Here is a 25,845-nt window from a genome sequence, read left to right as displayed (position 1 = left end):
GCCTGGCTCGCCGACACGCTCGAACGCATCGCAGGCGGCTGGCCAAACAGCCAAATCCCAGACCTCATGCCATGGAACTTCAAGCCCTAACGGCCTCGCCTACGCGCTTACGATTGACGGCCTCCACGGCGGCAAGCAATAGCGGTTCGTGCCCTGCCTTGCGGGCCGTCTGAGCCAGTGCTTTCACATCTTTCGGAAAGCAGCTGCCCCCATATCCCGCGCCGGCGTAGAGGAACTGATAGCCAATACGAGGGTCGGAACCGATACCTGTGCGCACGGCCTCGATGTCGGCGCCGACGAGATCCGCAATCCGCGCCACTTCGTTCATGAAGCTGATCCGGGCCGCGAGCATGGCATTGGCGGCGTACTTGGTCAGCTCTGCCGACCTGACATCCATGAACATGATCTTGTCATGGTTTCGGTTATAGGGCGCATAGCATTCCAGCATGACCTGCCTGACCCTATCGGAATCCGTACCGACGATGATCCGGGCGGCGCGTGCAAAATCCTCAAGAGCAGCGCCTTCCTTGAGAAATTCCGGATTCGAGCAGACATCGAAGGCAATCTGGACGTCTCGCTTTTCCAGTTGTTCGGCAATCGTTGCCTTGACGAGGTCCGCACTGCCGACGGGCACCGTTGACTTGTTCACGACGACCTTTGGTGTCGTCATGGAGGTACCGATGGTCGCGGCTACTGCAAGCACGTAACGCAGGTCCGCCGACCCATCTTCGTCGGGCGGCGTGCCCACGGCAATGAAGATGAGTTCCGCTTCGGTGATCGCCAGGTTGGCGTCGGTGGTGAAACGCAAACGTCCATCTGCCAGGTTCTTTTTGAGTAGCTCCTGCAGACCCGGCTCGTAAATCACGGATTCGCCATGGGACAGGCGATCGATCTTGTTCTGATCGATATCCACGCAGGTTACGTGATGCCCGACATCCGCCAGGCAAGCCCCAGAAACAAGGCCAACGTAGCCAGATCCGAATACTGCAATATTCACGCACAAGCTACTGTAATCGCCATTGCCATCTGCACGGGTGCTATTGGCATATCGGCTAGCGCGAAAGCAAATCAGCGATAGAAAATGTCAAAAATAGCGGACGAAAAACTAGTTTTCTTCCGCAGCGTTGACCAGGGCGAAGAGGAGCAATCGACGCCGCCATTTGCAACACGTCGTGTTCAATAAGGCGCGATATCAAGCCCCCAGAGCCGCTTGCCATGAATAGCGACGTCAATACAACGCCGAGGCAGCGCCGCCTGCATATTGAGGATGAGCGGCGCGTCGATACCCAGCTGCATGCAGTGGAGGCGGCGATTAATTGACAGCGTCAAGACGCCATACGTCATTCCGCAGGTAGCCTGCGATGAGGTAAAGCGACCCGTTGTGATTCACCAGACTGGAGGCGTGGCGCGGACCCCACTCCTGAATGGGAAATCCACCGATTGGCCTCCAGGTTTCTCCGTCCGGCGAAGCCCATGCTTCGCTTGAGAGCAGGACCTGCCGACCTACGGAGCCATCGGTGACGATAAGGTGGCCGTCAAATTCAGCCACGCTGTGGTGGGTGCGGTTTGCCCAATCGGCGTTGGCGGTAACTAACTGCCAGTCGGCCCCGTTTTGCGACTTCCAGACATCGCTGAGCTCAACCAGCGTCTGACCACACCCCCCGCAAGAAGGTTCAGCGATTTTCTGACCGCCGCCAATCAGCCACATTGCACCGTCGTGAACCGCGAAGCCCGAAATGAGGCCTCTCGCTGGCCAGGGCGCTCGTTCTAAAACACGCGTCCAATTTTTTCCATCAGGCGAAGACCATACGTCCGCAAGGCGTGTTCCCCGAGCACTGGCAATGCCACCAATGAGCCATAGTTTGCCGTCGAAGGCTCCCACATAGGGGCTATAGCGCTCGCCCCAGGGTGCTGCGTCAGTCTCCAGCTGCCAGTTAATTCCATCGGCCGAGGACCAGACGTCGGTCATGTCGTCACCGCCATACATAAACATGCGGTCGCCGAGGACGACAAAATTTCCCAGGTGGCGATTCTGCCAGGGAGCGTCTGACACGACTTCTTCCCAATCAAGCCCGTCCCTTGAGCGGTAGATAGGGTTGGGAAAGTCCAAGGTACCAGCCCAGCCATTTGCGAGCCAGATGTACCCCTTGAATGAGGCAACGAACGCGCCATCCCTCGCTTCCCATGGAGCATCCTCTGTAACGAGATTCCAGGCAACAGAGATGGGTTCAGGGGCAGGAATAAGCGCCTCGGCAGCCTGCAACTGAATGCGAAGAGCATCGATTTGATCAGAGCGCGATTGAGCGTTAGCTTTTGCTTCGATTGCAATCGCCCGAATTTTAAATGCGTACCCCGTCGCAGAGATGCTGACGAGAAAAAGCAGTGCCACTAAAAAAATGGCCGAGAGTTTCTTCGACATCAAGGGTAACTGTCATGATTTTTGTAGCCCGTAAACCTCGGATCTTGCCTCGCAGCCTTAGTTCCACAGGTGGGCCAACGTGCGGGCGATGAAGTCCGTCACCAAAGCAAAGACCTCTGCGCACTAGCAAGCGGCCCAGGGAATACCCTTCGAGATTGAGCATTGGATTGGGGCTGGGGCTCTGCAAAACGTCCACGGCTTTGGCAATCATTGCTTTATCTACCGCAATGGCCAGGTGATACTCACGCGATTTGGTGGGGCAGGTTTCGCCATGGATCATGACGAATGAGGAGCACACTTGATCGGCGAAGCATCCGTTCTACTCCGACAAATGTCCGATAACGCCGACTGTTGGATAGAGGTTTGGCAAATGACACAAAAGACCGTTGATGCACATCTGCGGTCAACCGGACTACTATTATCTCCAAGTGATGCTGCGTCTCAGGGATCTTTCTGAAAGGTCGAGCAACTGCCAGGATTTCTCGGATGGAGCGAAGGCAAAGCCTTTGTCGGTACTGATGCTTGGGTTCCCAATCGAGTGCCGATAGGCCAGACTTCTGTTTGCGAGAGCCATTATCTTCAGAGCTGATTGGGGCATATTCCTGAGCCGCCTCTCTCTGCCACCGCGTCAACAAACTCGAGCCCTGTAACTCAGACGAAATTTACGCCGTTAAAGCGGTCGTTTATCGCGCTGCACTTCCGCATCTCGAAGTCGTGACGCACTTTGCCCGCCATAGCCCCGGATCCCTATCGCTCTAAGACGCAGCAGCCCAGTGGCTTTTACGGTTCAAGCAACATGATCGGCGGCCTCAGATGTGGTTCTCAGCGCAAGGGGGAAAACCCGATGTCGCCACTTCTGAAAGCGGGGCAGGACGCCCTCAACTTTTTAAGAGAGTTAGACCGGACTTGGCTGCTGCTGCCTGTCGAGGCTCATCGCAACAGCAGAAATCCTGCGACAAGCAACGCCGTAAAAGCCCCATTAAGGGCCATGGCGATGCCGGCGAAGGCGCCAGCGGTGTCGTTGACCTGAAAGGCACGGGCCGTACCGATGCCGTGCGAGGCGATGCCAACGGCAAAGCCGCGCGCTGCGTAATTGCGGACCCCCAAGGCGTTCATCAGCGGCGTGACGATGATGGCGCCGGTTATGCCGGTCAGGATGACCAGCACGGCAGCGAGCGAGGGAACGCCACCAAGGCCCTTGGCCAGTTCCATGGCAATGGGTGCACTCACCGATTTTGGCGCAATGGATGCCAAGACGTCTGCCGGCGCGCCGAAAGCCGCGGCAATGGCAAGGGCACTGCCCATCGCCGTCAACGAGCCAGCGACCAACGCCGCAATGATGGGCAGGATGGAGCGCCGCACCGCAGCAAGATTGCGATAGAGCGGCACAGCCAGCGACACAGTCGCCGGCCCGAGGAGAAAATGCACGAACTGCGCGCCCTCGAAATAACGTGGGTAAGACGTGTGCGTGAGCAGCAGCAGCGGGATGACCATGGCTGCGGTCAAGAACACGCTGTTGGCGAGAGGCGAATTGCCAAGCCAGGCCGCGATACGCAGGGAAAGAATATAGGCCGCTAGCGTTGCGCCGAGCCAGGTCAGTGGCGATGCGGCAAGGTAGACCCAGATTGTGCTCAAGCCGCTCATCCCTGCCTCCGCCTGATCCATGCTTCGGTGGCAAGGAAGACGCCTACGGTGACGACAAGCGTGAGGACGGTCGATCCGAGGACAGCCAGGAGCAGCGGACCGCCCCAAGCGAGGATCATGTCGCCATATTGCATAATGCCGACAGCCGAAGGCACGAAAAGCAGGGATAAAATGCCCAGCAAGCCATCGGCCGCGGCGATGATGGGCCGGCCGCGATCGCCAAGAGGGGTCAGCAGAGCCAGAAGCATCAGCATGCCGGCGACGGGACCGGGAAAGACAAAGCCGGGCAAGACCAGGCGGAGCAGTTGCACCAGGGTTTCGCCGGCCAATTGGCAAAGGATCAATACGGTGAAGCCCGCCAACCAATCGGCCGGCCGCAGCGGCTTGGCGGGACTATCAATCATCGAGAACGACCAGTGTGAAGCGGCCTAGTGGAGCACGTTTTTGATCACGCGCCCATTGGCCATGATCAGCGGCATGTGCGCGCCGTCGTCCTGAAGCAGGGAAATGTCGGACAGCGGATTGCCGTCGACGATAAGCAGATCGGCAAAGGCGCCTTCGGCGATCACGCCGACCTGGCCTTCGAGCCGGCAAAGCCGCGCGCCGATCACGGTCGCCGATTGGATGATCTCGAGCGGGGTCAGCACCTTGGCGAGAAGTTCGAATTCCATGCAGTGATACTTGCGGAGCTGCCCCAAAAGGTCAGAGCCAAAGGCCATGGGCAGGCCAGCGTCGCGCATGATCTCGAGCGAACGCAGGCCACCCTTGCGAACGATGTCTATCTTGGCAAACTCGGCGGCCCCCAGTCCAAGAGCCTCACCTTCGAGCGCCAGCGCATCATAGGCAACAAGCGTCGGCACGGCGATGCAGCCCTTCTCGGCAGCCATTTTGGCGGTGTCCGGCTCGATCAGGTTGCAATGTTCGAGGGAATGGACGCCAAGCTCGACGCAGCGGGCAATCGAGCGGTCGGTATAGACATGGGCGGCGACATAGAGCCCGGCATTATCCGCCTCTTCCACCATGGCGAGGATTTCGTCGCGCGAATATTGAATCGAGTGGATCGGGTCATTGGGCGAGGAGACGCCACCATTGGCCATGACCTTGATGAAGTTGGCGCCCTCCTTGATCATGGTGCGGCAGGCGGCGCGGACATTGTCGACGCCATCGACGATAAGGCCCATTGAGCCAAGGCGGTCCGAAAAAATTCCCGGTCGGTCGTCGGTGCGATTGCGCAGGTCGGCATGGCCGCCGGTCGTCGTCAGGCCCTTGCCGCAGATGACGAGACGAGGGCCCGCGATGACGCCTTCATTGACGGCGCGGACGAGGCCATAATCGGCGCCGCCCAGATCGCGAAGGGTGGTAAAACCGCGCTGTAGCGCCTCGTCCATGACCCGGGCTGCGCGCAAAGCGGCGAGCGAAGCAGGCGCGACCATATTGGCCCAGAGATCGAGCGTTTCGGCAACGACATGAACATGACAATCGATGAGACCAGGCATGATGGTCTTGCCCGCGACATCGATGATTTCCACGCCTTCCGGACGGGCGAGGCCGGCACCGATGGCGGTGATCCGCTGGTTTTCGACCAGGACATCCAGACCGGACTTGAGGACACCCGCTTCGGCGTCGAGCACATTGCCGCCGATGAAAAGATAAGACGTGGTCATGGCGCGAACTCAGCGATTGTGGCAGGCGACGAGGCGACCATCGTCGCGAGCCGTCAGGGCGGGCTCGGTGGTCTTGCAGACGGCGGTGACGAGGGGGCAGCGCGTGTGGAAGGGGCAGCCACTCGGCTTTTTGGTGGCGCTCGGAATATCGTCATTACTGGCGCTGAAACTGTGACGCTTGCGCGGATCACGCGAGGGCGCCGAGCGCATCAGCAGTTCGGTATAAGGATGGCCGGGTGCGGCAAAGATCGCGGCTTTCGGGGCAATCTCGACGATCTTCCCGAGATACATGACCGCCACACGATGGGAGATAAATTCGACTACGCCGAGATCGTGCGAGATCGCGAGATAGGAGACACCGAGATCGCGCTGCAGATCGCTGAGGAGATTGAGGATCTGTGCCTGCACCGACACATCGAGGGCCGAGACGGGTTCGTCGCAGACGATGACGTCGGGGTTGAGGGCCAGTGCCCGGGCAATGCCGATGCGCTGGCGCTGGCCACCGGAAAACTGATGGGCAAAATTGTCGGCCTGGTCCGGACGTAGACCCACGCGCTCCATGAGTTCGGCGACGCGAGCATCGCGCTCGGCGGAGGTGCCGACATTGTGGATGTCGAGCGGGGCGCGGATGATGTCCTTGACCCGCTGGCGCGGATTGAGCGAGGAGAACGGGTCCTGGAAGACGATCTGCATGCGGCGCCGATAGCTTTTCAGCGCCGCGCGGTTGAAGCCGCGGATTTCCTGGCCGTCGAACTGCACCCGCCCGCCTGTTGGCTTGACGAGACCCATGAGCGCGAGGCCGGTCGTTGACTTGCCGCAGCCGCTCTCGCCGACAAGGCTCAGCGTCTCGCCGCGATTGAGCGAAAAGCTGACGCCGTCGACGGCTTTCACGGCGCCCACCTGGCGCTGGAGCACGCCGGCCCGGATGGGAAAGTGCACTTCGAGATTTTCGACCGAGAGCAAGGGGGTGCGATCAGGCTGCATCGTCGTGCTCCCAGCAGGCGGCCCAGTGTCCGGGGCGTTTTTCTTCGAATGGCGGGCGCTCTTCAAGGCAGCGCGCCGAGGCGCCGGGGCAACGCGGCGCGAAGGCACATCCCTTAGGCAAGGCCCAGAGCGGCGGTACGGTACCCGGAATATCGGCCAAGCGATCCCCGGCTTCGCTCGATGCGCCGGCCCCGGGCACGGCGCCCATCAGGCCAATCGTATAGGGGTGGAAGGGGCGATCGAAGAGATCGAAAATACTAGCCTCTTCGACCTTGCGCCCCGCATACATGACGATGACGCGATCGGCGACTTCCGACACGACGCCGAGATCGTGCGTGATAAGGATCTGCGCCGTGCCGAGGCGCTTTTGCAGATCAGAGATCAGGCCCAGGATCTGAGCCTGGATGGTCACATCGAGCGCCGTGGTCGGCTCGTCGGCAATAATGATCTTTGGATCGCAGGCGAGTGCCAGGGCAATCATGGCGCGTTGGCGCATGCCGCCCGAAAGTTCATGCGGAAACTGACCCGCGCGACGTTCGGGATCGGGCATCTGTACGAGGCGCAAGACATCGACGGCCCGGGCATCGGCCTCGCGGCGAGTGCATTTGCGATGCTGGCGCACGGATTCCGCGATCTGTTCGCCAATGCGCAGCACGGGATTGAGCGCAGTCAGCGGCTCCTGGAAAATCATGGCAATCTTTTCGCCGCGAAAATCCTCAACCTGGCGTTGGTTCATGGCGAGAAAATCTTCGCCATCGATCAAAACCTTGCCGCCAGCGATCTTTGCAGCATCCGGCAGGAGCCGAAGGAGCGACAGTGCGGTCATGGATTTGCCGCAGCCGCTTTCCCCGACGATGCAGAGGGTCTCCCCTGCCCTGACGGACAAATTCATGTCGGAGACGACGGCGAAAGCGCCATTGGCGCTCTGGATCTCGATTTCGAGATCCGAGACTTGCAGAACCGGGAGAGAGGTATCTGTGGTGGTGTCGCTCATTGCCGTCGTCTCCTATGTCGGGCAAGGGGTGTGCCCGACATGTTGGGAATATTAGTCGGTCGCGCCGTCGAGATTGCCGACCATGAAGCCATAGTCGCCGCTATGGACGAGGTTGCGGGTCAGGTGCTGCATGATCATCACGCCGTTCTCGAATGGGGTCGGGATTTCTTCGAGCACTTCGAACGTGTAGGGGCTGACGACGCGCCCGAGCAGCTGGCCGCCCTTGATCTCCTCGCCATTGGCCGGGGCCAGCGGCTCGAGCCAACCGCCCTGGGTCGGACGAATGCCGGCCAGTTCATTGACGACGATCTGCTTGGGATTGGTCCAGGGATCGCCCGGGATGGCGCCGATGGTCTTGAGCATGTTGAGCACACCGTCGACGGTCTGCTTCACGTAAGGAGTCTGGTCGACGATACCGCCACCAAGTTCGATCACCGCCACTGGGATATTGCGGGTGTCAATGGTCACCGACTTGGTGGTGCCGCCGAAGACGGTGCCCTGCTTGTTCTCAACCGGCCGATAAAGCAGCTTCGAGCCGAAGGCGCGCGACAGGCGCTCGTCGTTCCAGATGTAGACATAGTCGACGGTCGGACGATCGGTGCCTGAATGGAGATCGATATGCACGTCGATGACGTTGAGGAACTCATTGGTCAGCGCATGGGCGAGCTGCTGGGAATAGGTGCCCTTGGGATTGCCGGGAAACTGGCGGTTGAGGTCGACCTTATCGATAGTCGCAAAGCGCTCGTTGACGGCGAAGGCATAGGGATTGGCGACGGGCAGCAGCAAGATGCGGCCCTTGAGCGGCTGGTCCTTGAGCGCGCGATAAAGGTCGAGAACGGCTTGGGAGCCGCTGTTTTCATTGCCGTGGATCGAGGCGGAAATGCCGATGGTTGGGCCATCTTCCTCGCCGACCAGTTCGTGGATGAAGAGCACAGCGTCGCTGCCATCGGCATGGGTCGTGAACTTCGGGCGAAGCTGGTTGATGGACTTGACCATGAAAGAATTCCTTTAGTTACTTTGCCTTGGCGGATTTGCCGCCGCCGCGAGAGAGCTGGCGCGGGTCGAGCACATCGCGCAGACCATCGCCGAGGAGATTGAAGCCGAGCACGGTCACCATGATGGTCGCGCCCGAAATGATTGAGAGCCAGGGCGCGTCGCGCATGAAGCGGGTGCCATAGGCAAGGGTCCACCCCCAGGTCGGGGCCGGCGGCGGCAGGCCGAAGCCGAGAAAACTCAGCGCCGATTCCGAAATGATCGCGGTGCCGAGGCCAAGCGAAGCGAGGACGATGATCGGCCCAAGGGCGTTGGGCAGGATTTCCCTGAAGATGATGCGCATCGGGCTCGCGCCCAGCGCCTTGGCCGCCTGCACGTAGTTCTGTTCGCGCAGGACGAGTGTGGTCGAGCGCACGACGCGGGCATATTCGGTCCAGGCGACGACGATAATGGCAAGCGCCACATTGGTGATGCCTGGGCCAAGCACCGCAACGATGGCGAGCGCGAGGACGATTGCTGGAAAACCGAGGAAAATGTCGGTGATCCGCATCAGGACTTGATCGACCCAGCCACCGAAATACCCCGCAACCAGCCCAACGACCGTACCAATGGCAGCCGAGACCGCAACCGCGATGACGGCGATGGTCAGCGAGATGCGGGCGCCGAAAACCAGACGAGACCAGAGGTCGCGGCCGAAATTGTCGGTGCCGAGAATATGCTCGAGCGTCGGACCGTCGAAGCGATTGCGCATATCCATCTGCTCTATGCCATGGGTCGCGACAAAGGGTGCGAAGATGGCAAGAAGGATGATGGTCAGCGAGATCAATGCGCCGACGACGAGCGAGACATTGGTGAAGGCTTTTGGCATACGCATGGTCATCACCCGAGCCGAATGCGCGGGTCGACCGCTGCGTAAAGAAGATCCACCACGAGGTTCACAAGCGCGAAGACGATGGCGAAGGTGAGCACGATTCCCTGGATCAGCGGCAGGTCACGTTGCGAGATCGCAGCAATGGTGAGCTGTCCGAGGCCCGGCCAGGCAAAGATGGATTCGGTGAGAACTGCCCCGCCAAGTAGAGCACCGAAGCGAAGGCCGATCACACTGAGAACCGGGAGAAGCGCATTGCGCAGGGCATGACGGATCACGACGCGCCCCCTGCGAAGCCCCTTGGCATAGGCGGTGCGCACGAAGTCCTCGCGCAGCACTTCGAGCATCGAGGCGCGCACGAGACGCGAGATGATGGCCGCCGAGTTCGCCGCCAGCGCCAATGCCGGCAGGGCAATATGGCTGATGGAATCCCAGAGCACTTGCGGGCGTCCGGTGACAGCCGCCAGGAATGCTTCCGGCAGTGGCACGCCACGACCGATGGATGGCAGCCAACCAAGCTGAACGGCAAAGAGCAGCATGAGCAACAGACCGAGCCAATAAACCGGCATGGACACGCCAAGCTGGGCAAAGAGCATGGTGACGGTGTCGATCCACGAACCCTGACGAATAGCGGCGAGGACGCCCAGCGTCAGTCCGATCAGGGTGGCGAGAAGCAGCGCCACGACGGCAAGTTCGATGGTCGCGCCGAGGCGCCCAAAGATAATCTCGGCGACCGGCTGATTCTGGAAGATCGAGCGTCCCATATCGCCTTGCAACAGAGCAGCGAAATAGTCCCAAAGGCGGATATACCAGGGGTCATTCAGCCCCAAAGTATTGCGCAGGTTGGCGATGGCTTCCGGCGTCGCGTCCTGGCCGAGCAGCACGGCGGCCGGATCACCCGGGATGATCAACAGGAGACCAAAGGTGACCACCACCATGCCGATGGCCATGGGGATCAGCAGCAGCAGCCGGCGGATGACATAGGCTAGCATCGGCATTGCCCTTGTGTGTCGGAGTTGCGCTCAACCAAGGATCACCTCGTCGAGTTTGCGCGGAAATTTGGTGAGACTGTCTGGACCATTTTCGGTGACGAGCACCGTATCGGCGAGGCGGAAACCGCCAAGGCCGGGGACATAGAGTGCAGGCTCGGACGAGCACACCATGTTGGGCACGAGCACAGTATCGTCGCCGCCTTCCACCCATGGCGGCTCGTGGAACATCACGCCCATGCCGTGGCCGACGCGATGGAGGCAATATTGCCCGCCCCCCTGCTCGCGGATAAAACCGAGCGCCCGATCATCGGCCGAAGCGCAGGTGGCGCCGGCAACGAGCCCGGCCGTTCCGATGGCCTGGGCTTCCTGGGCAAGATTGTAGATGCGTTCCTGCTCTTTGCTGGGTTCGCCGAGGATAAAGGTGCGCTCGCTTTCAGCAGCGCGCCCGCCAACCCGGCAACCGAGCGAGAGGATCATGCTTTCGCCGCGCTGCGGGCGATGCCCGGTCGGCATGCCATGTGGAAAAGCCGAGCGCAGGCCGGAATAAACGAGACCGCCGGCAATGCCCTGGACGAGCATGATGTCCTCGTGCTCGCGATACATCGTGTCGAGCGCGTGGCGAATGATATGGGCCTCGATCTCGATTTCGGTCGGCATGGTCTTGCCGCTGCGCAGCGCCTCGTCGATGACAGCAACGCCTGCGCTCACCATCGAATCGGAGATCCGCGCGGCTTCGCGCTGCAGCACCAGTTCTTCTGGACGCTTGGTCAGGCGCATTTTTCCGACGATGCCAGACGCCGTCACCTTGGCATTGGGGAATGCACTTTCGATCTGGCCCACGCGGGCCAGCGAGATGCCAGGCGAGTGCGCCACGGTCCCCTTGATGTCGCCGAGGGTGCGGGCAAGGACGGCGAAGGGACGATCGCGGCCGGGGAATTCGAAGTAAACGACGAGCTCCGCCGCGGTCTTCTGGTCGAGCGCATGGTGGCGTTCGAGTTCGGGGATCAGCAGATAGACGTCGGTCTGCGTCAGCGCAAAGACGACGGGGCGTTCGGTCGTGTAGTGGGAAAAACCGGTCGTATAGATGACGTCGTCATTGGAATCGAGCAGCAGCACGTCGACGCCGTCTTCGGCCATCCGCGCACGGATATCGCGATGGACGGAGGCGTAATAGTCGGCGCTGAGGCGCTGGGAGAAGGCCATGGCGATGTCCTTGGAATGGGCATGAGGCCGGCCAGCACAGAAGCGCCGGCCGGGATGGTCTCAATCAGTCGGTGAGGCCGATCAGGCCACGCAGATTGCCGCGCGGTGTCGCCTGGACTTCGACGGGCAGGTCCTTGGCGTAGAACAGCTGATAGCCCTGGGCCGAGATGATGTAATAGGGCAGCTCTTCCGCCAAGATCGTCGCAGCCTTCTGATAGGCAGCGGCACGGCCAGCCTGATCGAGGGTCGAACGGCCTTCCTGCAGCAGCGCATCGACTTCGGGATTGGAGTAACCACCCCAATTGGTCGGCCCGCCGGTCGAGAGCTGGGCAAACATCAGGCGATCGGGATCGACGATGTTGAGCCAGCCGAGCAGCGCGATCTGGTGCTTACCCTGCTGCACATAGTTGGTCGAGAAAGACGGCCAGTCGGTGATCTGCGCCGTTGCCTTAACCCCAGCCGACTCGAACATGGCCTGGAGGAATTCGACGGTCTGCACGCGGTTGGTGTCTTCGCTGTGGGTCGAAAGAACCACTTCGAGGTCCTTACCGTCCTTGTCGAGGATGCCGTCGCCATTGCTATCGGTCCAGCCAAGCTCGTTGAACTGGGCGATGGCCCCTTCCATGTCGAAGGTCGGTTGCGCAATGGTGTCCAGATAGGCCCAGGACGAGGGCAGGATGATCGAATGCGCTTCCTGATCGACTCCCTGATAGATGTCCGCAACCATCGTCGTCTGATCGACGAGCTTGGCAAAGGCCTGGCGCATCTTCGGATCTGCGAGCAGCGGATCCTTGACGTTGAAATTGAGGTAATTGACGCCGAGGCCCGCGGTGATGACATTGCCGAAACGATCGTCGGCTGCGAGGCGCTCGATATCCTGAGGGGCGAGCGGAGACTGAATGACGTCGAGATCGCCGGCTTCGAAAGCCTGCGAGCGGGCCGAATTGTCGCCGATAATTTTCAGCGTCACGTTTTCGATGGTCGGTGCACCGCGCCAGTAATTTTCATTGGCTTCGAGCACGATCTCGCTGCCACGATTCCACGAGACGAGCTTCATCGGCCCCGCACCGACCGGATTGAGCGCGATATCAGTGCCGCCTTCGACAAGCGCCTTGGGAATGATGCCGATATCGAGATAGGTGAGAAGCGGCGCATAGGGCGCCGAAAGCGTAAACTTGACCGTCTGCGGATCGACGGCTTCGACAGCCGAGATCGGCGCGTAGAGCGCACGGCTTGGTGCATTGAGATCGGGGTCGATCAGCGTCGTATACGTGAAGACGACATCGTCGGCCGTCAGCGGGCTACCGTCCGAGAATTTGAGGTCCGGCCGCAGCTTGAAAATGAACGTCTGCGGATCCGGCGTTTCCCAGCTTTCGGCGAGGTCCGGCACCGGCTCGAGGCTCGGGGTGATGTGGACGAGGCCGGAATAGATGAGGTCAGCGGTGCGCGAGGCAGTGGTGTCGCGCATCAGGCGCGGATCGAGCGTACCGGCGTCCACGTCCATCCCCACGATGAGCGTGTCCTGATCCTGCGCGACGATCTCCTGCATCGGCAGCATGCTCAGCGCGACAAGAGCGCTGGTCGTCAAAAGTAGTTTTCTCATTCCCTGTTCCCTTGCTTTGACTAATTAAGCGGATAGTCGGCCCGCGAGCTGACCGCCCTTGGCGCGCCTGAGATCGGCGAGCCGCGGGGCCAGAATGGTGTCGAGCGCGCCGGAATCCGGCGCATGGCGATATTCGAAACATTGGACGCCGGGCCGCACGAGTTGGGCCACATGATCGGCGCCCGAGGCATAGACCACCGCATCCGAGCCGGCGATCACCTCGGCCAGATCATCGGCCGAAGACCAGGTGACGCGGATATCCGAGATATGCGGGGCAAACTCACGCACGCTTGGACGCATGATCGCGATATATTCCTTGAAGTGGGTGACGGCAGCGACGCGCGACCGGGAGTCGAGCCCGGCCAGGTTCTGCCGCGTGCGCTGGGACGGAATGAACCGCAGGCCGAGCACTTCCCCACCCTCGACCAGCGCACGGACCTCCGCTTCCCTGTGCCCGAAGGTCAAGACGATATCGGCAGCGGCACAGGCGCGGCGCTGTGGACCGTCTTCGCGAATGCTGTCGAGCGTGACGAGATCGATATGGTCGTTGCTCGCAAGCGTCGGACGGATTTCCTCGACATAGTCGCGGCCCGGCCCCTCGAAAATACAGACAAAAACGATATTGAGCCCGGTGGTCGGGCGTCGCATCTGCGCGCCAGCATTGATCATCGAGACAAGCGCCATCGAAGACACGCCGAGCGCCTCGGCCTTGGCCAGGATCGCCTCGATATCACCGCGCAACGCATTGATCGGCTGGCCGGAGCCTGCCGCAGCCAGGGGATCGCGTGCGGTAAAAGCGCCAAGTCCCGCCCGCATCTCGATCAGGCCCTCATCGCGCAGCTGCTGATAGACCTGACTAACGGTCATCGGCGCGATGCCGATCTCGCTCGCCAACTGCCTGACCGACTGCAGCTTGGTGCCATAAGGCATGTCGCTGAACGCAAGCATATAGCTCAAAAGGCCATGCAGTTGCGTCCCCACCGGAACGGGAAGCGACTTGTCGATGCTGGACGCGTCTATCGTAAACATGTGTTCTACCACTTTGATACACTGACCGTAACCGCGCGTTCTCTACATCGCAAGTGGGCATGCAATTTTTTTGTACAGCGTTTGATTTCGCTGTTTGAATGTGCACAAATGGATGAAATCACGCGAAAATCTGCGGTAAGTTAAGCCGCCGCAGACGAACCGATCATGTTTTCCTGCTGAAGGTGTACTAATGGATTATAGCAACCTGGGCCGTACGGGCCTTAAAGTCTCGCGACTGGCACTCGGCTGCATGACCTTTGGCTCACCGACCTGGGCGCCATGGGTTCTCGACGAAGCCGCCACGCGACCGATCATCGACAAGGCCGTCGATCTCGGGATTAACTTCTTTGACCTCGCGGATATGTATTCGCTGGGCGCAAGCGAAGAGGTGGTCGGCAAGATCCTCTCCGCGCAAAAGCGCCAAAAGCTCGTGCTCGCAACCAAGCTCTACAACCCGATGAGCAGCGACCCCAATGATCGCGGCCTATCGCGGAAGCACATCTTCGAGGCGGTCGATGGCAGCCTGAAACGCCTCGGCACCGACTATATCGACCTCTACCAATTGCACCGGTTCGACTACGACACCCCGCTCGAGGAAACGCTGGATGCGCTCAACGACGTGGTGCGCGCGGGCAAGGTGCGCTACCTCGGCGCCTCCTCAATGCATGCCTGGCAATTCATGAAGACGCTCGGCTTGCAGCGTGCCAATGGCTGGGCCCCGTTCGTCTCGATGCAGCCGCACTACAACCTGATCTACCGCGAAGAAGAACGCGAAATGCTGCCGCTCTGCCGGTCCGAAGGCATTGGCGTTATCCCTTGGAGCCCACTCGCCCGAGGGCGCCTTGCGGCACGCACCGACACCGAAACCACTCGTTCGCAAACCGACAAGACCGCGTCCGCGCTCTATGATCGCTCCCGCGAACAGGATGATGCGGTGGTTGCAGCCCTCCGGACCGTTGCCGAGCGCCATGGCCGCCCACCGGCCCAGATTGCTTATGCATGGGTCGCGACACGCCCCGGCATCACAGCCCCTATCGTCGGCATTTCAAAGCTTCACCAATTCGATGATGCCGTCGCCGCGCTCGAGGTGAAACTCAGCGGCGAAGACGTTGCCCTCCTCGAAGCCCCCTACCACCCCAAGCCGGTCGCCGGCCACCAATAGGACGTTTCTCATGCTGATCGGCAATGAACTTGCGGGCCTGACAGCCGGCATCGACGCGCTTTATCGCAAGACACCCCGCAGCGATGGCTTCCTCGATAAGGAAGGCCTCATTCCCGTGGCCATGGCAGAAGTCGAACCGATAGGGCTGCGCGACTACACCGAAGCGCGCGAAAAGCTTGAGGCGCTCGCTATCCGCAATGCCAGCGAGGCCGAAACGCCGCTTCGCCGCGACTATGTCGCCGAAATGATCGACTCGCTTCTCGCGCTCGTGACCACGTTCGAAGAAAAGCCGATCAGCTTCGCCGACCGTGTTGCCCGGCAAATCCGCGTAAAAACGCAATTGGTCTCGGATGCGGAACTGGATGTCTATCGCCAGACAATCCGCGAAAAACTAGACGAACTTGGCTATGCCGGCGGCAGTCTCACCGACGATTTCAATCGGTGGGAAGCCCAGGCCCGCGTGCCCAAGGAGGCGGTGCTCGCAGAACTCAAAGGCTTGATCCTCGAAGGCCGCGAGCGCGTCGACGCTACCATGTATCCCTTCGCACACGAATGGATGGAGCCCGAAGGCGTCACCGCCGTGCCCTTCTCCGCCTATTGCGACTATCCGACGCGAAAAGTGCTGCTGAACCTAGACTTTCCCTACACCCGCTTCTCGCTCAAGCACCTGGCAACGCACGAGGTTTTCCCCGGACACCTCGTCCATATGAACCTGCGTGAGCGGGCCGTCGCCGAGGGCAGGATGCCACTCGACGGCGCCCAGGTGGTGACGAGCTCGGCGAGCAGCGCGCTCTTCGAAGGCATTGCCGACAATGGCATGTTTTTCCTCGATTGGGTCGATGGCCCCGAGGACGAACTCGGCGTTGCCCTGCAACGCCTCCGCAGCGCGATGCGCTGCAATGCCGCCTGGATGATGCACGCCGAGGGCATGAGCCTTGATGAGATTGTCCCCATCACGGCCGACAAGGCCTTGCAGGACCCGGTCACCGCGCGCTCGCGCCTCGCCTTTCTCAACCACAACCTCCGCGCCCCCTTCGTTTATGCCTATTACGGCGGCGACTTGGCCGTGCACGAGGTTTGGAAAACGGTCCCCAAAGACCGACGCAGCGATTTCTGGAGCTATCTCTACGACAACATGCACACGCCAACGACGCTCGCCCAATATTGGCAATGAAGGGCGGCCATCTCGCCAACATGGTGTTGGTCGACACCTTAGAGTTGATCGCGGCAGGCGTACGAAAGCTGCGATCAGTACTAACGCAGCTTCGGCAGCGCAGAAGCGGCATACGGAGCGAAACGCGCTGCAAAAGTGAGGGGTCAGCAACCAATTCCAGCGGCGATATAGCCTCCGAGATTGTCGTCTTGGATGGCATGATCCTGTTGCCCAAGGCTAAATCTGGAGGGAAGCAGCGGAGTTAGGATGGTGGGCGGTCGGCTGCAGTGCGCAAATCGACCAACGAATCATCCTACCTTTGCGTCCGAAGAAAATCGACAAATGCGCGCAAGGGTGCGGGGACGAGGCGGCGTCCCGGATAATAGAGAAACGGACCGGAAAAGCTGGTCCACCATGGTTCGAGCACCGGAACGAGGGCGCCGTTGGCAAGGTGAGGGCGTAGCCAGTCTTCGAACAAGGCGATGATGCCCGAGCCGGCAATGGCGACATCGATGGCCAGTTCGGTCGCTGCACCGGCCTGCACGATTAGCGGACCGTTCGGCACGATGCGGACCTCTTCGCCGTCACGTTCGAAATCCCACGAAAAGACGACGCCACTCGGGAAGCGGCCCTGGATGCAGGCATGGTCCAGCAAGTCGCGCGGATGCTGAGGCGTACCGCGGCGCGCGAGATAATCCGGTGACGCTGCAAGCGCGAAGCGCTGCACCCGCGGCCCAATAGGTACGGCAATCATATCTTGTGCCAGTCGCTCCTCATAGCGGATGCCCGCGTCGCAGCCGCTGTCGAGGATATCGACGAAGTTCTCATCGGCGATAATCTCCACCCGAATATCGGGATAGGCTGCGAGAAAGGCCGGGAGGATCGCTGGCAACACGGTGCGGGTGGCGCTGGTGGGAACATTGAGCCGCAACGTTCCGATCGGCTTGTCCCGATGTGCATTGACCACATCGAGCGCCAACCGAATTTCCTCTAGCGCTGGCTCCAGCCGCCCAAGCAGGTCACGCCCCGCTTCGGTGGGCACGACGCTCCGCGTGGTGCGGTTGAGAAGGCGCGTTCCAAGGCCAAGTTCGAGCCGACGCACGGCATCGCTGAGGCTCGATGCACTCTTGCCCAACACCCGGGCTGCATCGCGGAAACCGCCGAGCCGTGCCACCGTTGCAAAAGCCCTGAGATCGTTGAGATCCTGATCCATTGTCCGCCTGCCTGCACAGCGTGTGCCGATAATGCTTACTTATCATCAAAATCGCCAATGACTAATTAGGCTGCAGCAATGGAGAACGAAATGTCCAATATTCAGACTGCCGGCACCTATCGCCTCGGCGACCGTGACGTGAACCGCCTCGGTTATGGAGCAATGCAGTTGGCAGGCTCTCACGTCTTTGGGCCGCCCAAGGATCGTGAAGCGGCGATCGCCGTGCTGCGCAGCGCAGTCGCCAACGGAGTCAATCACATCGACACCAGCGATTTCTACGGTCCACACGTCACCAATCAGATTATCCGCGAGGCCCTCCACCCGTATGGGGATGATCTGACAATCGTCACCAAGATCGGGGCGGTTCGGGGCGCTGACGCCTCTTGGCTGCCAGCCTTTTCGGCTGCTGATCTCACTCGCGCCATTGAGGATAATCTGCGCAACCTGGGTCTCGAGGTGATGGAGGTGGTCAACCTGCGCATCATGTTCGGCATGGAGCCAACCGAAGGCTCTATCGAAGCGCCGATGACCGCCGTGGCCCAATTGCAGCAGCGGGGCCTCATCAAGCATATCGGGCTCAGCAGCGTGACGCCAACCCAGGTCCAGCAAGGTCGTTCGATCGCGGAGATCGTCTGCGTGCAAAACCAGTATAATCTCGCCCATCGTGGCGATGATGCTCTGGTTGACGAACTTGCAGCTGTCGGTATCGCTTACGTGCCGTTCTTCCCCCTTGGCGGATTTGCGCCTCTCCAATCGTCCACCCTGTCGGACGTGGCTCAGCGGCTTGGCGCCACGCCCATGCAGGTCGCGCTTGCCTGGCTCCTGCAACGCTCGCCAAATATCTTGCTGATCCCCGGCACATCGTCCGTGGCGCATCTGCAGGAAAACCTGGCCGCCGCCAACTTAGTCCTGCCGCCTCAAGAGATTGCCGCTCTGGATCAGATTTATACCATCGGCGCCTGATGGGCAGAGTCGTGAAGGGCCGGTTTTTACGGCTGGCCCTTCTCACCGGGTTCTGACCAAGACAGAGGGCTCAGAGCGAACTGTCATTCCGGAACGGTCGCCTGATCTGCCCGAACCGAATCCGACCGGGCATCGTGGCGTTGCTGCGATGCTCGGATCGTTTGCCAATTGGCTTCGCTCCAATGCGCGAGCGGTATGAGCGTCGTGGTCAGGGTATGCCCAAGTTCGGTGAGCTCATACTCGACCCTTGGCGGCACCGTCGCATAGGCGGTGCGTGTCACGAGCCCGTCGCGCTCAAGTCCACGTAAGGTCAGGGTCAGCATGCGGTGCGTTATCCCGCCGATCTCGCGCATGATCTCGGTAAACCGCGCAGGTCCATCGGTCAGCACCGACACCACCATAATGGTCCACTTATCGCCGATCCGGTCAAGCACTGCGGCAACGACCCTGCAATGATCGGCGCGGTTCGGATAGATGACGGGGGTCACGGGCTTGCTTGGCGTCATCATGTCTCCAATCCGATCATGGGTGATCGTAAGCCACCATTCTGTGCGTTCTTGTGGGTATGGCCGATATCAAACATATCGTCACGTACATTTTGTTCGTAAAAGAGATTGGACCTCAGATGTCAGTCATTGCAATTCTCGGCGCCGGCCAGGGCATGGGCCACGCGATCGGCAAATTGTTCGGTAAGGAAGGCTACAAAGTTGCGCTATTGTCGCGCGATGCCGCCAAGCTTGCGTCGCTCGTCGCGGACCTCACCGCACTTGGCATCGACGCTGCAGCCTTCCGTGCCGACGTGACGGACGTGGACTCGATCAAATCCGGCCTTGCTGCCGTTAAGGCGCATTTCGGCGCGATCGACGTCCTCGAATATTCTCCGTCCAACGCCACCCTGCCGCAGGCGCCGGCATCGCGGGTCACGCCTGATACCCTGCAGCCATGGTTCGAGTTCCAGTTCTTTGGCGCAATTGCCGCCGTCGCCGAGGTCTTGCCAGATATGCTGGCGCGCAACAGCGGTACGATCCTCGTGACCACCGGCGCGTCTTCCGTGCGCCCAGAAATGGGCTATCCGGCCTTTGCCGCCGCAGGCATCGCCATGGGCGCATTGCGCAACTGGTCTTTAGCGCTCCATACCGAAGTAGCGCCCTCAGGCGTGCAGGTCGGTCATGTGGCAATCGGCGCCTTCATCGGCCAGGATGCCGAGGCCACAGCCGACGCCATAGCCCCGCTCTATTGGGAGCTTCATACCGAGCGCGACGCGCTCGAGCGGGTCTTCCGCTGATCACCGGAGAGGGCAAGAACCTCGGCAGGATCTTTCTCGGAAGAGCGTGGCTTATAGCTATGCTTCACAGCAAGCCCGGCCCAGACCTATTTCAAGCCCAAACCGCGTGCTCAATTTTAGCGCAATAGCCCGAAATTTCACCAGCCCACGACCATCCAACCGCCCGCCGCGCCCAATATCCGTTGATCTTGGGCGCAGTTTGGCTTGGCATGGTCCTTGCAAAGTCATGGTCAGAGTTGGTGGCTAGGGTTCCGGCGCAGATGCGCGACAGGTCCGAGAGCTGCCGCTGGTCCGGGAGACATCGGGCCAGATGCACGGCGGGATAAAAGCCCGGGAGACCTCGTAAGCCAGGGAATGGCGAGCGCAGCGTCTCGCCGTCCCTCAAGTTCGGAGGGATCGGCATGAAGCCGGCAGAAGCTAAAACAATCTTCCGGTGGCGCTCATGACCGCCGTCAAGCGCATGTTCGTGCTGCTCTGTGGGTATGAAATCCTGCCGATGAACGTGTCGCTGCGCGGCGCCGATCCGAAATTCATCGTCTCCGTCCCGATCTGCACCTATCTCCTCGACACACGTGACGGCTGGGTTCTTCTCGATGCCGGGCTGGATAGCCATCACCTGGTCGATCCCGGCCAGATAGAGAAATACTTCTCTCCCGGCCGCTGGTTTCCGCCGCCGATCGTCAAGCCGGTCCACGAAATGGAAGCCCAGCTCAAATCGATCGGCATCGGTTTTGAGGACATTTCCGTCCTCATCCTCTCCCATCTCCACGCCGATCACAGCGGCCATATCAAGCGCATGCCGCAAGCGCGCATCGTCGTCCAAAAGCGCGAATACGACTACGCTTTCTCGAACGCCGCAAAGATCGCCTACTTCCCCGAAGACTACGACATCCATGGCCTTAACTGGGACGTCATCGACGGCGACACCAAAGTCCTCGATGGCATAGAAGCCATCTTCACCCCAGGCCATACGCCGGGTCACCAATCGCTCATCGTCGATCTGCCGCAAACCGGCAAGGTCATCCTCACCGCCGATGTCGGCGATTGGATCGAAAATTTCGATCAAGAAATTCTACCCGGCTCCGCCACGAGCGACGAAGAAGCCATCGCCTCGATCCGCCGCATCAATGCGCTCCGCCAGCAAACCGGAGCCCCGATGTTCCTGACCCACGATCCGGTGCTGGTGCAAAAAATCAAACTGGCGCCTGACTACTATGCGTGACCCCGTCCTCTCCATCCGCGGCCTTCACGTTCGCCTCAGCCGCGATGGTCAGGCGAGTACCGTCCTCGATGGCATCGATCTCGACATGGCGCCCGGCGAAGTCGTCGCGCTTGTCGGCGAAAGCGGCTCCGGCAAATCGACGATCGGCCTCGCCATCCAGGGCCTCCTACCCGCCGAAAGCCAGCCCGACATTTCGGGCAGCATCCGCCTCGCCGAAAGCGAAGTCGTTGGCGCCAAGCCGGACGCGTTACGCCAGATCCGCCGCACCCTCGTGCGCGGCGTGCCGCAGGACCCGATGGGCGCGCTTAATCCCACCATGACCATCGGCCGGCAAATGGCCGAAACCGGCCTCACGTCAGTCGAAGTGCTCGATTGGCTGACCCGCGTCGGCCTCCCCGACCCAGAGCGTATCGCCCGCGACATGCCCCATCGTCTCTCGGGCGGTCAGCGCCAGCGCGTGCTGATCGCCATGAGCATGGCCGCCAAGCCGCGCCTTCTCATTGCCGACGAACCGACCACCGCCCTCGACGTCACCGTCCAGGCGCAAATCCTCGCTTTGCTTACCGATCTCGCGCGCGAGCAGGAAACCGCCATCCTTTTCATCACCCACGATCTCGCCGTCGCCGCGGAACTCTCCGATCGTGTCATGGTACTGTTCGGCGGCCGCGTCGCCGAGCTCGGCGACACACGAAAAGTAGTCGCCTCCCCAGCCCATCCCTATTCTGCCGGCCTGCTCTCCGCGCGCTTCGATCTCGACACCGATCGCAATCGCCAGCTCACTAGCCTCTCGATCGATCGCGATCGCCGTCGCCCGGAAGGCGCCCACTGCAACTACCAAGCACGCTGCCCCCTCGCGAGCAGCACGTGCCGTCTCCAGCGGCCGGACCTCAAGGAAACCGCAACCGGCTCCCGCGCCGCCTGCTTTCACAGCGACCGCGTTCCTGAACTTCTCCTCAGTGCCCGCACTGCGCCGGAATGGCCTGAGCCTATCGCCAGCGATGCCGATGCCCTCGAACTCTATCGCATCCGCAAGAGCTTTCCCGCCGGCCGCAGCACGCTCTTTGGCAAGAAGCGTCACACCCAAGTGCTCGCCGGCGTCGATCTTCGCATCCGCCTCGGCGAATGCGTTGCCCTTGTCGGCGAAAGCGGCTCGGGCAAATCGACGCTCCTCCGCATTGCCGCCGGCCTCACCCAGGCCGACGAAGGTGATGTCTCCTGGTTCGGCGGCGTACCACCTCAGGTGGTCTTTCAGGATGCCGTCGCCGCGCTGACGCCATGGCTCACGATCGGCGAGCAGATCCGCGATCGCCTGCGCCCTCTTGGCCTTAACCGGTCCGAACAGGACAAGCGGATCGCCGAAGCCCTCAATCTTGTCGGCATCGATCCGGCCCTTGCCGAGGCCCTGCCCTCCGAACTCTCCGGCGGCCAGTGCCAGCGTGTCACCGTCGCCCGCGCCGTCGTCGTGCCACCGCGCCTCCTTCTCTGCGATGAGCCGATCAGCGCCATGGACGTCTCCCTCGCCGCCCAAACGCTCAATCTCCTCGGTACCCTGCGCCGCCAATTGGGCATGGGTATGCTGTTTGTCACCCACGATCTCGCCGCTGCGCGCCTCATCGCCGATCGCATCGCCGTCCTCGAAAAAGGCCAATTGGTCGAAATTGGCGAACCCGACCAGATCATTTCCGCCCCGCAGGCGCCCTATACCAAAACCCTGGTCAGCGCCGTTCCGCGGCTCCATGCGCAGGAGGCACGGCTATGAGCGTCATGACCTCCGGACCCATCACCAGCCAAAACACCGGCGGCTGGCTGCGCCGCATCGGTTGGCTCGAACGCGTCGGTCTCCTCGGCGTTCTTGCCGTCACCTGTCTCGCGGTCTTCGGCCCGCTGATCGCGCCGTTCGATCCCATGCTGCGCGTCGCCGATGCTTATCTGCCGCCCGGCGCGACCCACCTGTTCGGCACCGATGAAATCGGCCGCGACCTCTTCTCGCGCGTCCTCCTCGGCGTGCGTTACACCTGGCTTCCGGGCCTCGCCGTCATCGGCATCGCGCTCGTCATCGGCAGCGCCGTCGGCGTCTTCGCCGGCATGATGGGCGGCTGGGTCGATGCACTGTTCCAGCGTATCGTCGAGCTTTTCCTCGTGCTGCCCTCGACGCTGATCGCCATCTCCGTCGTCGCGGCGCTTGGCCCCGGCCTTCTCAACACCATGATCGCCATCACCATTTTCTGGTGGCCTTGGTATGCCCGCATGACGCGCGACGAAGTCCGTCGCATTCGCAGCCGCCCCCATGTCGAGGCCGCCCGGATTGCTGGTGTCAGCGACATGCGCCTCATGCTGCGCTATCTGCTGCCCGGCACCGTGCCCGCGCTCCTTATCGCGGCGACGCTCGATGTCGCCAATATCATCCTGACCCTGTCGCTGATGTCCTTCCTTGGCCTCGGCCTTCCCGCCCCGGCGCCCGAACTCGGCGCCATGACGGCCCGCTCGATCGATAGCCTCACCACTTATTGGTGGCTGCCCATTCTCCCGGCAATCGTGATTTTCGTCATGTCCGTCTGCGCCAACCTTGCCGGCGATGGCATTCGCTCGGCGCTGCGGGGAGCCTGAGCCATGGCCTCCTACCTCCTCAAGCGTCTGGCCGGCCTCGCTCTCGTCCTGCTCGTCATGAGTTTCATCGTTTTCTGCCTCCAGAGCATTATCCCTGCCGATCCGGCGCGCTCGCTGGCTGGTCCTTCCGCTCCGCAAGAAACTGTCGATCAGCTCCGTCAAGATATGGGCCTCAATGACCCGCTCCTCGTGCAATACGGAAGTTTTGTCAGCCGCCTCACCCAAGGCGATCTTGGCACTTCCATCCGCACCCGCCAGCCGATTGCCGAAGATGTCCTGCGCTATGGCCCGGCCACGCTCGAACTGATCATCGCCGCCATGCTCATGGGCACGGCGCTCGCCTTCATCCTCGCCTTTGCCCAGGCAACTCTCCAGCGCTCCGGTGGCGTCCGTGTCGGCATGCTCGCTCTCGGCTCCGTCCCCATCTTCCTGACAGCGCTGCTTCTCGCCTATTTCCTCTGGTTCCGCCTCGGCTGGTTCCCCGGCAGCGGCCGTCTCGACATTCGCCGCTTCTCCGGCCCCACCGGCTTTTTCGTGCTCGATGGATTGCTCCTCGGCCGCCCCGAGGTCAGCCTCAGCGCGCTGCGCCATCTCTTCCTGCCCGCCCTCGCCCTCTCCGTCCCGATTGCAGTTTCGGTCGGTCGGTCGCTGAGTTCAGCGCTCGTCGATGTGATGCGCCAGCCCTATATCCGCACCGCGAGCGGCAAGGGGCTTGGCGCGGGCTATATCTTCTTGCGCCATGGCCTTCGCAACGCTGCCTCCGCCCCGCTCGCCATGCTCGGCCTCCAGGTCGGCCTGCTGTTCGGCAATCTGCTGATCGTCGAACGCGTCTTCGCCTGGCCCGGCCTCGGGCTCTACACCGTCCAGTCCTTCGCCACCTCCGACCTGCCTGCCGTTCTCGGCGTCGCTCTGGTCTTCGGCGCCTTCTACATCCTGGTCACCATGCTGGTCGAAATCGCCCAGTCCCTGGCCGATCCCCGTATCGCGCTCTAGCGCCAAAAGGAGAAAGAGTCATGCAGGCTTCCGATACCGAAACAGAGCAGCAGATCGCCGCTAACCGCGCCCGCTACGAAGCGCTCAAGGCCGCCGGCACCGGGCAGGCGCCCGAAGCCATGCCCCGCCCGACCGACCCGACCCAGGCGCCTCTCGAACCGTCCTCGGCGATCTTTTCCGAAACCCTGCCTGGCGGCTGGTACGCCAATTACCGGCTGAAGAAAGGCGAGCGCCTGCGCATCCTCTCCCCCGAAGGCAAGAGCGCCGTCGCCCTTCTTGCCTGGAACGCCATCGACACCTCCGAGCGGCTCAATCACGCCGACACCATCAAGATCCAATGGACCGCCGCGCTCGGCAAAGGCCGGCTGCTGTTTTCGGACATGGGCCGCGTCCTCCTCTCGATTGTCGAGGACACAAGCGGCGCGCATGACGTCCTCGCTGGCGGCCTCAACGCCGCTGGCACAGTCCGCAAATATGGCGACGACCCAAACCTCCGCAACACCCGCACCAATTTCGTCCTGGCCGCGGCCAAATTCGGTCTCGACCCGCGCGATATCCCGCCCTTCATCAGCTTCTTCGCGCCCGTTACCGTTGCCGAAGACGGCACGCTGTCCTGGCAGCAATACGCACGAAAGCCCGGCGACTTCGTTGAACTCCGCGCCGAGATGGACCTCCTCATCGTCCTATCGAACTGCCCGCACCCACTCGATCCCGCGGCAACCTACACAGCCACACCCATCGACGTGTCCGTGCTGCACCCGGAAACTTCGTCGGGCGAAGATTTTTGCCGTACGGCCACGCCTGAAGCCGTTCGCGGCTTTGAAAATACCGACGGTTACCGCCTGTCCTGAGGA

Annotated in this window: 24 protein-coding genes, 1 pseudogene and 1 riboswitch; of the genes and pseudogenes, 10 read left to right on the top strand and 15 right to left on the bottom strand. The window is 61.4% G+C overall.

From position 1 onward, the window contains the following. Nucleotides 1-90, top strand: a 90-nt coding sequence (locus tag ASG47_RS20780; RefSeq protein ID WP_156463981.1) for a transposase domain-containing protein, incomplete at its 5' end; no start/stop codon positions are given. On the opposite strand, the pseudogene ASG47_RS19675 reads toward ASG47_RS20780, so the two are convergent. The 13 genes and pseudogenes from ASG47_RS19675 to ASG47_RS19615 form a co-directional block, all read right to left on the bottom strand. Then, nucleotides 86-997 (bottom strand): annotated as a pseudogene (locus ASG47_RS19675) (UDP-glucose dehydrogenase family protein); the annotation flags it as partial. The gene ASG47_RS20780 and the pseudogene ASG47_RS19675 sit on opposite strands and share 5 nt — an antisense overlap. A 315-nt stretch (nt 998-1,312) precedes the next feature. Continuing rightward, nucleotides 1,313-2,419 carry a hypothetical protein gene (locus ASG47_RS19670; protein ID WP_061911934.1) on the bottom strand — a complete coding sequence of 369 codons (1,107 nt, stop codon included), beginning with the start codon at nt 2,417-2,419 and terminating at the stop codon, nt 1,313-1,315. A gap of 930 nt (nt 2,420-3,349) precedes the next feature. After that, a complete protein-coding gene (locus ASG47_RS19665) occupies nt 3,350-4,063 on the bottom strand; it encodes an LrgB family protein (RefSeq protein WP_061911933.1) in 714 nt (237 codons plus the stop codon). Continuing rightward, nucleotides 4,060-4,467 (bottom strand): CidA/LrgA family protein, encoded by a 408-nt coding sequence (locus tag ASG47_RS19660; RefSeq protein ID WP_061911932.1) that lies wholly within the window; start codon nt 4,465-4,467, stop codon nt 4,060-4,062. Before ASG47_RS19660 ends, ASG47_RS19665 begins: the two co-directional genes overlap by 4 nt. A 24-nt stretch (nt 4,468-4,491) precedes the next feature. Continuing rightward, the gene (locus tag ASG47_RS19655) at nt 4,492-5,727 is read right to left on the bottom strand and encodes a metal-dependent hydrolase family protein (protein ID WP_061911931.1); all 1,236 of its coding nucleotides are present in this window, start codon (nt 5,725-5,727) and stop codon (nt 4,492-4,494) included. A gap of 9 nt (nt 5,728-5,736) precedes the next feature. Next, the gene (locus ASG47_RS19650) at nt 5,737-6,711 is read right to left on the bottom strand and encodes an ABC transporter ATP-binding protein (protein ID WP_061911930.1); all 975 of its coding nucleotides are present in this window, start codon (nt 6,709-6,711) and stop codon (nt 5,737-5,739) included. Next, a complete protein-coding gene (locus ASG47_RS19645) occupies nt 6,701-7,705 on the bottom strand; it encodes an ABC transporter ATP-binding protein (RefSeq protein ID WP_061911929.1) in 1,005 nt (334 codons plus the stop codon). Before ASG47_RS19645 ends, ASG47_RS19650 begins: the two co-directional genes overlap by 11 nt. A 51-nt stretch (nt 7,706-7,756) precedes the next feature. Beyond that, complete coding sequence (locus ASG47_RS19640; RefSeq protein WP_061911928.1) at nt 7,757-8,701, bottom strand: succinylglutamate desuccinylase/aspartoacylase family protein; 945 nt, start codon at nt 8,699-8,701, stop codon at nt 7,757-7,759. A 16-nt stretch (nt 8,702-8,717) separates the two neighbouring features. Then, entirely contained in the window at nt 8,718-9,572 is an 855-nt protein-coding gene (locus ASG47_RS19635) for an ABC transporter permease (protein WP_061911954.1), read from the bottom strand. Between the two features lie 5 nt (nt 9,573-9,577). Then, complete coding sequence (locus ASG47_RS19630; protein WP_164474164.1) at nt 9,578-10,564, bottom strand: ABC transporter permease; 987 nt, start codon at nt 10,562-10,564, stop codon at nt 9,578-9,580. 24 nt (nt 10,565-10,588) lie between these two features. Next, nucleotides 10,589-11,761 carry a M24 family metallopeptidase gene (locus ASG47_RS19625; RefSeq protein ID WP_061911927.1) on the bottom strand — a complete coding sequence of 391 codons (1,173 nt, stop codon included), beginning with the start codon at nt 11,759-11,761 and terminating at the stop codon, nt 10,589-10,591. Between the two features lie 64 nt (nt 11,762-11,825). Continuing rightward, complete coding sequence (locus tag ASG47_RS19620; RefSeq protein ID WP_061911926.1) at nt 11,826-13,364, bottom strand: ABC transporter substrate-binding protein; 1,539 nt, start codon at nt 13,362-13,364, stop codon at nt 11,826-11,828. Between the two features lie 24 nt (nt 13,365-13,388). After that, complete coding sequence (locus tag ASG47_RS19615; protein ID WP_061911925.1) at nt 13,389-14,393, bottom strand: GntR family transcriptional regulator; 1,005 nt, start codon at nt 14,391-14,393, stop codon at nt 13,389-13,391. Between the two features lie 190 nt (nt 14,394-14,583). Between ASG47_RS19615 and ASG47_RS19610 the strand changes: the two genes are divergently transcribed. Further along, nucleotides 14,584-15,555: an aldo/keto reductase gene (locus tag ASG47_RS19610; protein ID WP_061911924.1), complete on the top strand. Its 972-nt coding sequence runs from the start codon at nt 14,584-14,586 to the stop codon at nt 15,553-15,555. Nucleotides 15,556-15,565: 10 nt separating this feature from the next. Continuing rightward, nucleotides 15,566-16,729, top strand: coding sequence for a hypothetical protein (locus tag ASG47_RS19605; protein WP_061911923.1), 1,164 nt, complete (start codon nt 15,566-15,568; stop codon nt 16,727-16,729). 292 nt (nt 16,730-17,021) lie between these two features. Here the strand turns inward: ASG47_RS19605 and ASG47_RS19595 are convergent, their stop codons facing one another. Beyond that, nucleotides 17,022-17,921, bottom strand: coding sequence for a LysR family transcriptional regulator (locus tag ASG47_RS19595; protein ID WP_061911921.1), 900 nt, complete (start codon nt 17,919-17,921; stop codon nt 17,022-17,024). Nucleotides 17,922-18,011: 90 nt separating this feature from the next. Here ASG47_RS19595 and ASG47_RS19590 point away from each other — a divergent pair, with 90 nt between their 5' ends. Further along, nucleotides 18,012-18,884 carry an aldo/keto reductase family oxidoreductase gene (locus ASG47_RS19590; RefSeq protein WP_061911952.1) on the top strand — a complete coding sequence of 291 codons (873 nt, stop codon included), beginning with the start codon at nt 18,012-18,014 and terminating at the stop codon, nt 18,882-18,884. Nucleotides 18,885-18,967: 83 nt separating this feature from the next. Here ASG47_RS19590 and ASG47_RS19585 read toward each other — a convergent pair whose 3' ends face one another. Next, the gene (locus ASG47_RS19585) at nt 18,968-19,393 is read right to left on the bottom strand and encodes a winged helix-turn-helix transcriptional regulator (RefSeq protein ID WP_156464177.1); all 426 of its coding nucleotides are present in this window, start codon (nt 19,391-19,393) and stop codon (nt 18,968-18,970) included. A gap of 116 nt (nt 19,394-19,509) precedes the next feature. On the opposite strand from ASG47_RS19585, the gene ASG47_RS19580 reads away from it, so the two are divergent. The 6 genes from ASG47_RS19580 (at nt 19,510) to ASG47_RS19555 (ending at nt 25,842) form a co-directional block, all read left to right on the top strand. After that, nucleotides 19,510-20,169, top strand: a complete 660-nt coding sequence (locus ASG47_RS19580) for an SDR family NAD(P)-dependent oxidoreductase (protein WP_082511868.1) — start codon at nt 19,510-19,512, stop codon at nt 20,167-20,169. A 232-nt stretch (nt 20,170-20,401) separates the two neighbouring features. Then, nucleotides 20,402-20,508, top strand: a riboswitch (guanidine-I (ykkC/yxkD leader). A 103-nt stretch (nt 20,509-20,611) separates the two neighbouring features. After that, the gene (locus ASG47_RS19575) at nt 20,612-21,391 is read left to right on the top strand and encodes an N-acyl homoserine lactonase family protein (protein WP_061911919.1); all 780 of its coding nucleotides are present in this window, start codon (nt 20,612-20,614) and stop codon (nt 21,389-21,391) included. After that, nucleotides 21,384-23,150: an oligopeptide/dipeptide ABC transporter ATP-binding protein gene (locus ASG47_RS19570; RefSeq protein WP_061911918.1), complete on the top strand. Its 1,767-nt coding sequence runs from the start codon at nt 21,384-21,386 to the stop codon at nt 23,148-23,150. Before ASG47_RS19575 ends, ASG47_RS19570 begins: the two co-directional genes overlap by 8 nt. After that, a complete protein-coding gene (locus ASG47_RS19565) occupies nt 23,147-23,998 on the top strand; it encodes an ABC transporter permease (protein WP_156464176.1) in 852 nt (283 codons plus the stop codon). The genes ASG47_RS19570 and ASG47_RS19565 overlap by 4 nt, the downstream gene beginning before the upstream one ends. A 3-nt stretch (nt 23,999-24,001) precedes the next feature. Next, nucleotides 24,002-24,991: an ABC transporter permease gene (locus ASG47_RS19560; RefSeq protein ID WP_061911917.1), complete on the top strand. Its 990-nt coding sequence runs from the start codon at nt 24,002-24,004 to the stop codon at nt 24,989-24,991. Between the two features lie 20 nt (nt 24,992-25,011). Next, nucleotides 25,012-25,842: an urea amidolyase associated protein UAAP1 gene (locus ASG47_RS19555; RefSeq protein WP_061911916.1), complete on the top strand. Its 831-nt coding sequence runs from the start codon at nt 25,012-25,014 to the stop codon at nt 25,840-25,842. Nucleotides 25,843-25,845 lie beyond the last annotated feature (3 nt).

It is taken from the genome of Devosia sp. Leaf420, from assembly GCF_001425445.1.
Lineage (GTDB): Bacteria > Pseudomonadota > Alphaproteobacteria > Rhizobiales > Devosiaceae > Devosia.
This window is presented reverse-complemented; position numbering and strand designations above follow the sequence as displayed.